This is a genomic window from Pseudomonas sp. UBA5666 (assembly GCF_002420785.1).
GTDB classification, from domain to species: Bacteria; Pseudomonadota; Gammaproteobacteria; order Pseudomonadales; family Pseudomonadaceae; genus Aquipseudomonas; species Aquipseudomonas fulva.
The window spans coordinates 109296-122291 of sequence record NZ_DIIQ01000014.1 but is presented as its reverse complement, the minus strand read 5'-3'; the positions used below and the strand labels follow the sequence as shown (position 1 = coordinate 122291).

The window sequence follows — 12996 nt, the reverse complement described above, 5'->3', positions numbered from 1 at the left end:
TCGCGCTGCTAACGTACCGATCCTGTGCCGGCTCACATCACCGGCACATCCGGATACGCCTCGCACTGTACATCCATCCACATAAAACTTGCCTACTTCGTTGCGCACCCGCATCCTAGCGCTCATCTCCATCGATGAAGCGTCAATGGTCATGCGGCTGTTTCTGTGTGAAAAACCCTCCCAGGCAAAAGACATCGCCAAAGTGCTCGGCGCCAATCGCAAAGGCGATGGCTGTTGGCAAGGCACCGACGTGTGCGTGACCTGGTGCATTGGCCACCTGCTGGAAACGGCCCCACCCGACAGCTATGACGAGCGCTACAAGCGCTGGAACCTGGCCGACCTGCCGATTATCCCGCAACAATGGAAAATGCTGGTCAAACCCAAGACCGCCAGCCAGTACAAGGCGGTCAAGCGCCTGCTGGGAGAGGCCCGCGAGCTGATCATCGCGACCGATGCCGACCGCGAAGGCGAAATGATTGCTCGCGAGTTGGTCGAACACTGTCGCTACCGTGGCCCGGTGCAACGCCTGTGGTTGTCCGCGCTCGATGATGCGTCGATTCGCAAGGCCCTGGCCCGCCTGCTGCCGGGGCATGAGACCTTCAACCTTTATCACTCGGCGCTGGGCCGTTCACGAGCCGACTGGCTGATCGGGATGAACATGAGCCGACTGTTCACCCTGCTCGGTCGTCAATCCGGCTACCAGGGCGTACTACCAGTGGGTCGCGTGCAAACGCCGACCCTGCGCCTGGTGGTAGATCGAGACCGCAGCATCGCACAGTTCGTGCCCGTGCCCTTCTGGGCCATCGACGTGCGTCTAAGTCATGCCAACCAGGCGTTCATGGCCCAGTGGCGGGCGCCGGAGGACGTCTGCGACGACCAGGGTCGGTGCCTTAACCAGGCGTTGGCGCAGCAAGCGGCCGCTGCCATCGAGCAGGCCGGCGTTGCCCAGGCCGTGAAAGTCGCAACGGAACGGGTGCGCGAAGCCGCGCCCCTGCCCTTTGACCTCGGTACTCTGCAAGAGCTGTGCTCGAAGAAGTTCGGCCTCGGCGCCCAGGAAACCCTGGATATCGCCCAGGCGCTGTACGAGACTCACAAGCTGATTACCTACCCGCGCAGCGACTGCGGTTACCTGCCGATGAGCCAGCATGGGGAAGCGCCCGCCATTCTTGCGGCGCTACAGCGGGCTGATGCCAGCCTGGCGCCCTTGCAACCTCATCTGCAACCCCAGCGCCGTTCACGCGCCTGGAACGATGCCAAGGTCAGTGCCCACCATGGCATCATACCGACGGTCGCCGCCAGCGACCCAGGGCGCCTGCCGGCCAAGCACAAGTCTGTGTATACCCTGATCCGCGCGCGCTACCTGGCGCAGTTTCTACCTCACCATGAGTACGACCGCACCCAGGCCGACTTCGACTGCGCAGGCCATGCCTTGCGCGCCGTGGGCAAGCAGATCGTCGAGCCGGGCTGGCGTCGCGCCCTGCCGGAGGCCTTGACGCCGGCCAAGGGTCGCGAAGCCGCCCCGCCCCAGGTACTCCCGGTGTTGCGCGAAGGCCAAGCGTGCTCGGTCCAGGATGTCCAGCTCAAAGACCTGTGGACCCAACCCCCCAAGCCCTTTACCGAAGGCGACCTGATCAAGGCCATGAAGAACGTGGCCAAGCTGGTGGACGACCCTCGGCTCAAACAAAAGCTCAAGGAAACCACTGGGATCGGTACCGAAGCCACCCGTGCCAGCATCATCCAGGGCCTGCTGGACCGGGGCTACCTGGTCAAGAACGGCAAGGCCCTGGCAGCAACGCCTGCTGCCTTCAGCCTGATAGACGCTGTCCCCCGTGCTATCGCCGACCCCGGCACCACTGCCATCTGGGAGCAAGCACTGGACATGGTGCAAAGCGGCGACATGAGTCTGGAGGAATTCGTGGCCCGGCAATCGGCCTGGATGGGCAAGCTGGTAGAACGTTGCAGCGGTCTGCGCATGACCATTACCGGCCCGGCGGCGGGCGCTGCCCCGCCTTGGAAGAAAAAGCGCAGAAGCGGCGGCAAGGTCCGGTCAAGTTCAGGCAAGGCAGCAGGTGCCAAAGGTGGCGCAGGTAAAGCCAGGCAACCGAGGAAGAAGTCCACCTGAGCCTGTGGATGCAGGCTACAGCGGGCGGATTGGGCGGCCTCTGCTACATTTCCCTGGATCTATTCGCCTGTGGAGTTGCCCATGAGCCCGGACTTGGAACGCACGCCTGCCCAAACGAGCTTCCCGGACGTACTCGCTGAGGTTCGCGCCTTTCGTGCCCAGTATCCCGGCGTGCGCCATGTCGACCTTATCAGCCTCGACATCCCAGGCCACTTTTACGGCAAGCGCTACCCGATCGACATGCTTGAGAAGGTCGCCGCCGGCAGCCCGCTCAAACTGCCCCAGAACGCAGTGCTCCTTGGCACCCAGGGTGGCCTGTTCCAGATCGGCGACTACTGCTTCAACGACGGCGACCCTGACGCCCTGCGCCGGCTGGTGCCCGGCACGTTGAAGCCCGTCACATGGGAAGCGCACCCCTTGGGGCAGATGCTGATCAGCAGCGACGCAACGCCAGCCCCCATCGCGTTCGAACCCCGAGAGGTGCTGGCGCGGGTTCTGCAACGCCTGGCACGCCGCGGCATTCATCCAGTCGTGGCGTTCGAGCTGGAGTTCTACCTGTTCGACCGCGCGCTCACAGCGGGCCTGCCACAGTTTCCCCGCGATCCTCTGAGCGCCGATGAAGACGACCAGCCCAACTTGCACATCGAGCGCTTGAGCCGCTTCGCAGAGGTACTGCATGACATGGTTGCCACAGCCAATGTGCAAGGCGTGGATGCTAACGTCATCACCGCCGAGCTGGGGCCAGGCCAGTTCGAGATCAACTTCGGACACTGCAACGATGGGCTGCAAGCGGCAGACTGGGCGGCGTTGTTCAGCCGTAGTACGCGCGGTGTCGCACGCAAGCACGGCCACCGCGCCTCGTTCATGAGCAAACCTTACTTGCATGCGCCCGGCAGCGGCATGCATGTGCATGTCAGCCTGTATGACGAGGGGGGCAACAACCTGCTGGCCGCCGATGGCCAGCGTCCGCTGCGCCAGGCGGTAGCCGGATGCCTGTCTCTGCTGCCTCAGTGCATGCCGATCTTCGCCGCCAACCACAATGCCTTCCGCCGTTATGGCGCCATGGTCAACGCCGCCAGCCGGGCCAGCTGGGGATACGAAGACCGCGATGCCTGTATTCGCATTCCAGAATCCGATGCCCGCAACCTGCGCATCGAACATCGCCTGGCCGGCGCCGATGCCAACCCCTACCTGGTGCTGGCCGCCATCCTGTGCGGTCTGGAACAGGGCCTCGACGCCGCGCAGGACCCTATCGCACCGTTGAACGAAAACCGCTCCAGCGGCATCGACTTTCCCAAGGACATGCTCAGCGCAGTAACGGCCATGCAGCACGCGCCTGCGGTTATCGAAGGCTTGGGGGCCGAATTCGTCAGGGTGTATTGCGAGAACAAGCGCCAGGACCACTTGGCGTTTATGCAGGAGATCAATGCTCGGGAGTACCGCTGGTTTTTGTGATCACAGCCAGGTGACGCTGGCGCGGGTCCCTTGATCGATACCCGCGTTGGCACTTGCGCGGTCGGGGTATTAACATGTCCGGCTTATCACGCGGCGTTTTGTCGCATACCGTCTCATTGCCTGCCAGATTCCCATGCCCTTCGAACTTACCGTAGAACCCTTGACCCTGCTCATCCTGGCAGGGGTCGCTTTCGTCGCCGGTTTCATCGATGCCATCGCTGGCGGCGGCGGCCTGCTGACCACCCCCGCCCTGCTGACAGCCGGCATGCCGCCTCACCTGGTACTGGGCACCAACAAGCTCAGCTCCACGTTCGGCTCGGCCACGGCCAGCCTCACCTACTACAGGCGCAAGCTCTTTCACCCGGCTCAGTGGCGTCGGGCCCTGTTTGGCACCTTGGCCGGGGCCCTGCTAGGGGCGGTCGTTGCGCACTACATGCCTGCCGAGTGGCTGAACAAGATGCTGCCGGTGATCGTGTTCGCCTGCGGCCTGTACCTGTTGTTCGGCGGCACGCCAAAGGCGCCACTGGACGCCGATGCCCCGATTCGCAAGAAGTGGCAGCTGCCGCAAGGCCTGACCTTGGGTTTCTATGACGGCGTGGCTGGGCCGGGTACAGGTGCTTTCTGGACGGTCAGCACCCTGCTGCTTTACCCCATCGACCTTGTCCGCGCCAGTGGCGTGGCCCGCAGCATGAACTTCGTCAGCAACATCGCAGCCCTGACGGTGTTCGTGATTTCCGGGCAGGTGGATTACATCGTCGGCCTGTGCATGGGCCTGTCGGTCATGGTCGGCGCCTTCTTTGGCGCCCGGACGGCGATCAGCGGCGGTAGCAAGTTCATCCGTCCCGTATTCATCACCGTGGTGCTGGCCCTGACCGTGCGCCTGGCCTGGCAGCACTGGTTTGGCCAGGCGTGATCAGCCAGGAACTGCACGCGTAAGGGACTGGGGTCTCGACCTGGAGCGAGCCTGATCGGTCACTGCCCGGGGAACGCAGGGTCGGCACGGCCCAATCGGCGGGCTACGTACAGGTCGATCAGGTAACGGGCAATCGACCGTCCAGCCGGCAGCGGCGGTAGATCGTGCACATTGAACCAGCGGGCATCCTCGATTTCATCCGGCTGCATGACGATGGCGCCCCCGGCGTATTCGGCATGAAAGCCCAGCATCATCGAGTGCGGGAAGGGCCAGCACTGGCTACCCACGTACTGGATGTTCTTGACCTCCAGCGCCACTTCTTCGCGCACTTCGCGCACCAGGCAGTCTTCGGCCGACTCGCCGGGTTCGGCGAAACCCGCCAGGGTGCTGTACACGCCTGCCACGAAGCGCGGCGAGCGCGCCAGCAGGATCTCGTCGCCTCGTGTGATCAACACGATCATGCTGGGCGAGATGCGCGGGTAGCTGCGCAGGTCGCAGGCCCTGCAGTGCATGGCCCGCTCCCCGCGAATTTGCGTCATGGGCTGACCGCAACTGCCACAGAACCGGTGCTCGCGCGCCCAGGTGCCGATCTGCGCGGCGTAACCCAGGATCGTGTATGTCTCGGCATCCCCTTCGAGCATGAACGTGCGCAGGCCCCGCCAGCTGCAACCGGGTACCTGGCCGGCACTGGCCAGCTCAAGCAGAAATACCGGCTGGCCATCGAAGTGACCGATGCCGTGCTCGCACAGCACATCCAGCCCCTGGCCCTTGAGCCAGTCGCGCGGGAACAACGCGCCCTCTTCCCCGACCAGAAAGCCCTCCGGGCTGTGGGCCACGGCCAAGCCGGCGGGCGTTTGCGGGTCGAGTACTGCGGTCGTCCAGCGTGCTGACATAAGGGCATTCCTGTAAGGTGCGCCCGTCGACTCTGTCAGTCGGCGAACGACGGTTTGTGTTTGTTCATGTGCGCGGCCATGGCCAGGCGCATGTCTTCGGACTGCAACATCGCCGCGTTCCAGGTGGCGATGTACTCGAGGCCGTCGTCGATGCGGTGATCGCGCATGTAGCTCAGCATGTGCTTGGTACCGGCCACGGCGATCGGTGATTTGGCTGCGATGTCCCGGGCAATGGCGAACACACCCTCGAGCAAGGCGGCTTGATCATCGTAGACCCGGTTCACCAGGCCGATGCGCAGCGCCTCCTCGGCCTCGACGGTACGTCCGGTGTAGGCCAGTTCTCGCATGATGCCGTCGTTGATGATGCGTGGCAAACGCTGCAATGTGCCGACGTCCGCGGCCATGCCCATGTCGATTTCCTTGATGGAGAACTGCGCGTCACCGCTGCAATAGCGCATGTCGCAGGCTGACAGCAGGTCGATGGCTCCGCCGATGCAGTAGCCCTGTACTGCCGCCAGCACTGGCTTGCGGCAGCGGTCGACGGCGTTGAACGAGGCTTGCAGGGCAAGGATGGTCTTGCGCAGCGTGCGGGCGTTGCGCGCAGGGTCCTTGCCCATCTGCCCAGCGACCGACGCCAGCATGGCCAGGTCGATGCCGGCCGAAAAGTGCTTGCCAGCACCGCTGATGACCACGGCCCGGACCGCGTCGGTGTCGTCCACCCACTGGAAGATCTCGATGATTTCCTCCCAGAACGCGGCATTCATGGCGTTGAGTTTTTCCGGGCGGTTGATTTGAACGTGGGCAATGTTTTCGTTCAGCTCTACCTTGAACGCGCTGTATTGGGTCACGGGCGACACTCCTGTGGGCTCTGGCAATGACAGCGATGGTAGCGCAGCCCGGTTGCCGTGCGTCTGCCAAAAGCGGGACTGCGGGAATAGGCGGACGGCTCAGGCCAAGCAACGCGCGTACAACTTTTGCCCGAGGCTGGCATCGAACCTGTGTAAGCACTCACTCTCAGGAGAAACACAATGGCGATACGCAAGGCATTGATGCTTTCCTGCATGGCCCTTGCCCTGGTTGGCTGCGCCGGCAACGATCACCCTGCCCCACCACGCACGCAGCAGGTCGACCTGCAACGCTATCAGGGCACCTGGTACGAGCTGGCACGGCTGCCGATGTTCTTCCAGCGCAACTGTGTGCAGTCCGAAGCTCACTATGCCCTGCGCACCGATGGCCGCATCGATGTAACCAACCGCTGCATGGAGAAGGACGGGCAGTGGAACGAAGCCAAGGGCATCGCCGAAGCTCAGCAGCCGGGCAGCACCGACAAGCTCTGGGTACGCTTCGACAACTGGTTCAGCCGCCTGGCGCCTGACCTGACCAAGGGCGAGTACTGGGTGCTCTACCACGACAAGGACTACCGCGTAGCGCTGGTCGGCCATCCTAACCGCGAGTACCTGTGGCTGCTGTCCCGCACCCCGGCCATTCCAGACAAGACCCGTGACCAGCTGCTGGACATCGCGCGCGAGCAAGGCTATGACACCAGCAAACTGGTCTGGCGCCAGGCTGACAGCACGGGCGTGGAGTAAGACTTTGATGGCGCATGACAAGGAGTAGACATGGACCTGCTGTTTCTGGGCACCAGCGCCGGTGCCCCGACCAAGGCCCGCAACGTCAGCGCGACGGCGCTGCTGGAGGCCACGGGCAAACGCTGGTACTTGATCGACTGCGGTGAGGGCACCCAGCATCGCCTGTTGCACACACCGCTGTCGACTCAGGACCTGGGCGGCATTTTCATCACTCACGTACACGGCGACCACTGCCTGGGTTTGCCCGGCCTGCTGGCCAGTGCGAGCATGAACGGGCGGCGCCAACCCTTGAATGTGGTGTTGCCCCGGGCCTTGCACGAGTGGTTGCGCATCAGCCTGGCGGTGACCGACAGTCATCTGTCCTTCGATCTGCGGCTGTTGCCCGTCGAAGATTTCAATGGCTGGCACAACGCAGCCGTCACGGTGAGCACCGTTACTTTGTCACACCGCGTGCCCAGCGTGGGCTACCTCTTCGAGGAGCGTTGCCCCGAGCCACGGCTGGACAGCGTGCGCCTTGACGCCGAAGGTGTCCCTCGCGGGCCATTGTGGGGGACGCTAGCAAAAGGCCTGGCGGTGAGTCACCAAGGCCGTGAGCTGCAAGCGGCGGACTACCTGCAGCCTGGTCGAGCTGCCCGCCGCATCATTGTTTGCGGCGACAACGACACGCCCGAGCTGTTGGCCGAGGCTGCGGCAGGTGCCGATGTGCTGGTGCACGAAGCGACCTTTACGCAACCTGCGGTGGAAAGATCTGGCGTGACCTATGGCCACAGTACTGCGGCGGCAGTGGCTCGCTTTGCCCAAGCCGCCGGGGTGCGTAACCTGGTGCTGACGCACTTCAGTGCGCGCTACCAGGCTGACAATCGGCGCAGCCCTTCGATCGATGACGTAAGGCAGGAGGCTGCCCTGCATTATGCTGGCAACCTCACGTTAGCCGTGGATCTTCAGCGGTATCATTTGGGGCGTGAGGGTGTGTTGTTGCCTGTCGATTGAGCGGACAGCGTGTATCTGGGTGGTATTGGCAGGGTATGAACAGCCTTGGATGTCCAGGGTGAGTCATAGATTGTGAGGTCCGCTGCGCGGTCCATCGCGGCATATGCAAGACAGTTGCTCCCACAATGGATCTGCGTAGTCCTCACATTTCAGCAAGTACCGCTAGCCGTGAGCAGCCTTGCTGGGGCGCCGGACCGGCCGCGATAGGCCGCGCAGCGGACCCGGCAATGTAAACTGCGAAGCTGAAACCATCGCACTGCCCACAGTTTCATCCCCGCAGCTCCCATCAACCAGACCACTGTAGCGCCCACAGCGTCCACGACAGCATGAACAGCCCCGAAACTAAGCCGCCAAACGCCCCTTGGCCACCGCCTCGGACGCTGCCAACATGGCGCGCAGCAACACGGCACACCCTGCCGCTAGATCCTCAGGCGTGGCGTTCTCGATTTCGTTGTGGCTGATGCCGTTTTCGCACGGCACGAAAACCATGCCAGCCGGCCCAAGTTCAGCCAGGAAGATCGCGTCGTGCCCTGCCCCGCTGACGATATCCATGTGCGGCAACCCCAGCGCCTGGGCTGACTCACGTACCGCACTCACGCAAACGTCGTCGAAATACAAGGCCGGGAAATCTGCGGTCGGCACCAGCTCATACGTCAGCCCATGCCGCTCGCAGGTCTGTTCAATCACACTGCGAACCTCGGCAATCATTCCCTCAAGCCGGTCTCCTTCGAGGTGACGCAGATCGAGGGTCATGCGCACTTCACCTGGAATCACGTTGCGCGAGCCAGGATAAGCTTGCAGGCAGCCCACCGTGCCGCAGGCGTGCGGCTGGTGACCTAAGGCGGCGCGGTTGACAGCCTCGACCACGGCAGCGGCGCCGACCAAGGCATCCTTGCGCAGGTGCATGGGCGTTGGGCCAGCATGGGCCTCCACCCCACGCAAGGTCAGGTCGAACCATTTCTGGCCCAGGGCGCCTAGCACCACGCCGATGGTCTTGGCCTGGTCTTCCAGGATCGGGCCTTGTTCGATGTGGGCCTCGAAATACGCGCCCACCGGATGGCCCGTCACCGCGCGGCTGCCGGCGTAGCCGATTTCATTCAGCGCCTCGCCCACACTAATCCCCTGCGCATCGCGTTTAGCCAGCGTCTGCTCGAGACTGAACTTGCCGGCAAAGACGCCCGAGCCCATCATGCACGGTGCAAAGCGTGAGCCTTCCTCGTTGGTCCACACCACCACCTCCAGTGGGGCCTCAGTTTCCACGCCCAGGTCGTTGAGGGTGCGGATGACCTCCAACCCGGCCATGACCCCGTAGCAGCCATCGAACTTGCCACCGGTGGGCTGGGTGTCGATGTGACTGCCCGTCATTACCGGAGGCAGTGCGGCATCGCGCCCTGGCCGGCGGGCGAACAGATTGCCCACCCCGTCGACCGTCACCGTGCACCCTGCCGCTTCGCACCACTGCACGAATAGGTCGCGGGCCTGGCGATCCAGGTCGGTCAGGGCCAGTCGGCATACGCCACCCTTGGGCGTGGCGCCCAGGTGCGCCAGGTCCATGAGCGATTGCCACAGGCGTGCGCTATCGACATGACGGGCAGTCGATTGAAGAACGTCTTGAGCGCGGGTCATAGGTCTCTCCTCAGGCTTTTCTTGTCGGATGTGTAAGCCACGGCGCGGGCCTGCCCGCACTGCGACGAGCAGGTATTCAAGGCAAAGGCTTGGCCATGCGCGTCGGGCTAGGGGCGGCCATGGCAGCGAAGACGTAGTACAAGCCAGCCCCGAGCAGCGAGCCGGTGAACCAGCCATAGTCGTAGAACCAACTGAAGTGACTGTTGCCAATGGCCAGCACCGTGAGCGCCACCGGCAGCGCAAAGGCCGCGAAGCCCGGCCAGTGCCACGCAGGATAGACGTCATCACGATACAGCCCGGCCAGATCCAGGTGCTGACGCCGTACCAGGAAGTAATCCACCACCATGATCCCTGCAATGGGACCGAGCAGGCTGGAATACCCCAGCAACCAGTTGGAATAGACGCTTTCAAGGCTGATGTCGGAAACGATCCAGCCCAGCTTCTTGAGAAGCTCGTGGCCCATCAGCGCCAGTCCGATGAAACCGGTCAGCCACACCGCCCGGCTGCGCCCGATCAGGCGCGGTGCAATGTTCTGGAAATCGTTGGTGGGCGAGACGATGTTGGCCGCCGTGTTGGTGGACAAGGTAGCGATCACGATCAGGGCCATGGCCAATGCTACCCAGAAGGGGCTCTGAATCTTGCCGATCAGCGTCACCGGGTCGGAAACGGTCTCGCCCACCAATGAGGCCGAGGCCGCCGTCAACACCACACCCAGCGAGGCAAACAGGAACATGGTCAGGGGCAAGCCGAATATCTGCCCCAGAATCTGGTCCTTCTGGCTGCGGGCATAACGACTGAAGTCCGGGATGTTCAGCGACAGGGTGGCCCAGAAGCCCACCATGGCAGTGAGCCCTGCGCAGAAATAACCCACCACGCTGGCCCCTTGAGGACGCTTCGGTGGCTGGGCCAACAGTTCGGTCATGGACATGTGCGGCAGCGCCCACACCAGCAGCCCGACACCCACCGATACCAGCAAAGGCGCTGACAAGGTTTCCAGCCACTTGATCGATTCTGCACCGCGCAGCACCACCCATAGGTTCAGGCACCAGAAGATCATGAAGCCGATCACCTCGCCGGTGCCGCCCAGGGCCTTCCAGCCCTCGAATACCGAGCCCAGGAACAGATGAATCGCCAGCCCGCCGAACAGCGTCTGGATCCCGAACCAGCCGCAGGCGACCACGGCCCGCACCAGGCACGGTACGTTGGAACCCAGAATGCCGAAGGATGCACGCAGCAGCACCGGGAATGGAATGCCGTACTTGGTGCCGGGAAAGGCATTGAGCGTCAGTGGAATCAGCACGATGAGGTTGGCCAGCAAGATGGCCAGCAACGCTTCACCCACGCTCAGACCGAAATACGCCGTGAGCACGCCGCCCAGGGTGTAGGTAGGCACGCAGATGGACATGCCCACCCACAGGGCGGTGATGTGCCACCTGTTCCAGGTGCGCTGATGCACCTTGGTGGGGGCGATGTCGGGGTTGTAGCGCGGGCTGTCAAGCACGTCGGGGCCTTCGCACAGCTCTACCAGGCCGTTGCGTTCAACCTCGTGCGATCTGCTCTGTTGCATGGGGCCTTCTCCAGAATGTTGTTGTATTTGTTCGCTCATCGGGGCGAGTCGATGGCCGGAGTACACACGCAGAATGTGGGTAGAAATTTCGACCAAATTTCAATCTTGTCAAGTTAGTCAATCTCTTGCGAAACGCCTGTGCTAGAGCCATTCGTAATTTAATTTCTTTATTAATCAGTAAGTTAAAAACCACAAAATTCGTGGGATTTATTTCTTGCCGAATCCAGAATCTGCATCTAGCCTCGAATCTTGTCAGCGCTGACAGGATCTAGCTGCCCGCCTGACCTGCACAATTTCAAGAACCGGCACAGACCGGTCAGCCTGCGAGGAAAAACGGCATGTCTCTGTTGATCCGTGGCGCCACCGTGGTCACCCACGAAGAAAGCTTCAGCGCCGATGTCCTGTGTGCGAACGGCCTGATCCAGGCCATTGGCCAGGACATCGACCCACCCGTCGGTTGCAATGTGCTCGATGGCAGCGGCCAGTACCTGATGCCCGGCGGGATCGACCCGCATACCCACATGCAGTTGCCGTTCATGGGCACGGTAGCCAGCGAGGACTTTTTCAGCGGCACCGCCGCCGGGCTGGCAGGCGGAACCACCTCTATCATCGATTTCGTGATCCCCAATCCCCAGCAGTCGCTGATGGAGGCGTTTCACACTTGGCGCGGTTGGGCAGAAAAGAGCGCCAGCGATTACGGCTTTCACGTGGCCATCACGTGGTGGAGCGACCAAGTGGCCGAGGAGATGGGTGAGCTGGTGGCCCACCATGGGGTGAACAGTTTCAAGCACTTCATGGCCTACAAGAACGCCATCATGGCCGCTGACGACACCCTGGTCGCCAGCTTCGAGCGTTGCCTGCAACTGGGCGCCGTGCCCACGGTGCACGCCGAGAACGGCGAGCTGGTGGATCATCTGCAACGCAAGTTGCTGGCCCAGGGCATGACAGGGCCCGAGGCGCACCCGTTGTCACGTCCACCCCAGGTTGAAGGCGAAGCGGCCAGCCGCGCTATCCGTATTGCCGAAACCCTCGGTACGCCGTTGTACCTGGTGCATGTCTCCAGCCGCGAGGCGCTGGATGAGATCGCCTACGCTCGCGGCAAGGGGCAGCCGGTATACGGCGAGGTCTTGCCTGGCCATCTGCTGCTGGACGACAGCGTCTACCGCGACCCGGACTGGGCCACGGCAGCGGGCTATGTAATGAGCCCGCCGTTCCGACCGCGTGAACACCAGGAGGCGCTGTGGCGCGGCCTGCAGTCGGGCAATCTGCACACCACCGCCACCGACCACTGCTGTTTCTGCGCCGAGCAAAAGGCCATGGGACGCGACAATTTCAGCCGCATTCCCAATGGCACGGCCGGTATCGAGGACCGCATGGCGGTACTGTGGGATGCCGGTGTGAACACAGGTCGCCTCTCCATGCACGAATTCGTCGCCGTTACCTCTACCAACACGGCGAAGATCTTCAACCTCTTTCCACGCAAAGGCGCCATTCGTGTCGGGGCCGACGCCGACCTGGTGCTGTGGGACCCACAGGGCACGCGCACCCTCTCGGCCAAGACCCATCACCAGCAGGTGGACTTCAACATCTTCGAAGGCCGTACCGTGCGCGGCGTGCCCAGCCACACCATCAGCCAGGGCAAGGTGGTGTGGGCCGACGGTGACTTGCGCGCCGAAGTCGGTGCCGGACGGTATGTCGAACGCCCGGCCTACCCTTCGGTGTACGAACTGCTCGAGCGTCGGGCAGAACACCACCGGGCCACCCCCGTGCCCCGCTAGCCGCTGACACTGATCGACCGGCTTTCACTGCAACACCGACCCCTCAGGCCGACACCGTGCGCG

Annotated in this window: 10 protein-coding genes; 6 read left to right on the top strand and 4 right to left on the bottom strand. The window is 63.0% G+C overall.

All coding sequences use genetic code 11. The features are described from left to right. The first annotated feature begins 151 nt into the window (after positions 1-151). From B2Y33_RS08440 to B2Y33_RS08430, 3 genes are all read left to right on the top strand, one after another. Positions 152-2122 (top strand): DNA topoisomerase III, encoded by a 1971-nt coding sequence (locus B2Y33_RS08440; RefSeq protein WP_125922532.1) that lies wholly within the window; start codon positions 152-154, stop codon positions 2120-2122. An 81-nt stretch (positions 2123-2203) separates the two neighbouring features. Further along, the gene (locus B2Y33_RS08435; RefSeq protein ID WP_125922519.1) at positions 2204-3577 is read left to right on the top strand and encodes a glutamine synthetase family protein; all 1374 of its coding nucleotides are present in this window, start codon (positions 2204-2206) and stop codon (positions 3575-3577) included. 133 nt (positions 3578-3710) lie between these two features. Further along, positions 3711-4490 (top strand): TSUP family transporter, encoded by a 780-nt coding sequence (locus B2Y33_RS08430; RefSeq protein ID WP_027916198.1) that lies wholly within the window; start codon positions 3711-3713, stop codon positions 4488-4490. 59 nt (positions 4491-4549) lie between these two features. Here the strand turns inward: B2Y33_RS08430 and nudC are convergent, their stop codons facing one another. Then, positions 4550-5383, bottom strand: coding sequence for an NAD(+) diphosphatase (nudC, locus tag B2Y33_RS08425; RefSeq protein ID WP_125922520.1), 834 nt, complete (start codon positions 5381-5383; stop codon positions 4550-4552). Between the two features lie 35 nt (positions 5384-5418). Then, complete coding sequence (locus B2Y33_RS08420; protein ID WP_027916200.1) at positions 5419-6231, bottom strand: crotonase/enoyl-CoA hydratase family protein; 813 nt, start codon at positions 6229-6231, stop codon at positions 5419-5421. 180 nt (positions 6232-6411) lie between these two features. Between B2Y33_RS08420 and B2Y33_RS08415 the strand changes: the two genes are divergently transcribed. Together B2Y33_RS08415 and B2Y33_RS08410 are read left to right on the top strand one after the other, a co-directional pair. Next, the gene (locus tag B2Y33_RS08415) at positions 6412-6972 is read left to right on the top strand and encodes a lipocalin family protein (protein WP_027916201.1); all 561 of its coding nucleotides are present in this window, start codon (positions 6412-6414) and stop codon (positions 6970-6972) included. Positions 6973-7002: 30 nt separating this feature from the next. Beyond that, positions 7003-7962, top strand: a complete 960-nt coding sequence (locus B2Y33_RS08410; RefSeq protein ID WP_181073770.1) for an MBL fold metallo-hydrolase — start codon at positions 7003-7005, stop codon at positions 7960-7962. 342 nt (positions 7963-8304) lie between these two features. Here B2Y33_RS08410 and B2Y33_RS08405 read toward each other — a convergent pair whose 3' ends face one another. Both B2Y33_RS08405 and B2Y33_RS08400 read right to left on the bottom strand, forming a co-directional pair. After that, a complete protein-coding gene (locus tag B2Y33_RS08405) occupies positions 8305-9588 on the bottom strand; it encodes a Zn-dependent hydrolase (protein ID WP_181073771.1) in 1284 nt (427 codons plus the stop codon). Positions 9589-9664: 76 nt separating this feature from the next. After that, on the bottom strand, positions 9665-11155 hold the full coding sequence (locus B2Y33_RS08400; RefSeq protein ID WP_027916204.1) for an NCS1 family nucleobase:cation symporter-1: 1491 nt from the start codon (positions 11153-11155) through the stop codon (positions 9665-9667). A 338-nt stretch (positions 11156-11493) separates the two neighbouring features. Here B2Y33_RS08400 and hydA point away from each other — a divergent pair, with 338 nt between their 5' ends. Beyond that, on the top strand, positions 11494-12933 hold the full coding sequence (gene hydA, locus B2Y33_RS08395) for a dihydropyrimidinase (RefSeq protein ID WP_027916205.1): 1440 nt from the start codon (positions 11494-11496) through the stop codon (positions 12931-12933). Positions 12934-12996 lie beyond the last annotated feature (63 nt).

What these genes read in the sequence shown, in the direction of transcription:
- B2Y33_RS08440 (WP_125922532.1), top strand. Translation starts at nt 152, where the DNA reads ATGCGGCTGTTTCTGTGTGAAAAACCCTCCCAGGCAAAAGACATCGCC.
- B2Y33_RS08435 (WP_125922519.1), top strand. Translation starts at nt 2,204, where the DNA reads ATGAGCCCGGACTTGGAACGCACGCCTGCCCAAACGAGCTTCCCGGAC.
- B2Y33_RS08430 (WP_027916198.1), top strand. Translation starts at nt 3,711, where the DNA reads ATGCCCTTCGAACTTACCGTAGAACCCTTGACCCTGCTCATCCTGGCA.
- nudC (WP_125922520.1), bottom strand. Translation starts at nt 5,383, where the DNA reads ATGTCAGCACGCTGGACGACCGCAGTACTCGACCCGCAAACGCCCGCC.
- B2Y33_RS08415 (WP_027916201.1), top strand. Translation starts at nt 6,412, where the DNA reads ATGGCGATACGCAAGGCATTGATGCTTTCCTGCATGGCCCTTGCCCTG.
- B2Y33_RS08410 (WP_181073770.1), top strand. Translation starts at nt 7,003, where the DNA reads ATGGACCTGCTGTTTCTGGGCACCAGCGCCGGTGCCCCGACCAAGGCC.
- B2Y33_RS08405 (WP_181073771.1), bottom strand. Translation starts at nt 9,588, where the DNA reads ATGACCCGCGCTCAAGACGTTCTTCAATCGACTGCCCGTCATGTCGAT.
- B2Y33_RS08400 (WP_027916204.1), bottom strand. Translation starts at nt 11,155, where the DNA reads ATGCAACAGAGCAGATCGCACGAGGTTGAACGCAACGGCCTGGTAGAG.
- hydA (WP_027916205.1), top strand. Translation starts at nt 11,494, where the DNA reads ATGTCTCTGTTGATCCGTGGCGCCACCGTGGTCACCCACGAAGAAAGC.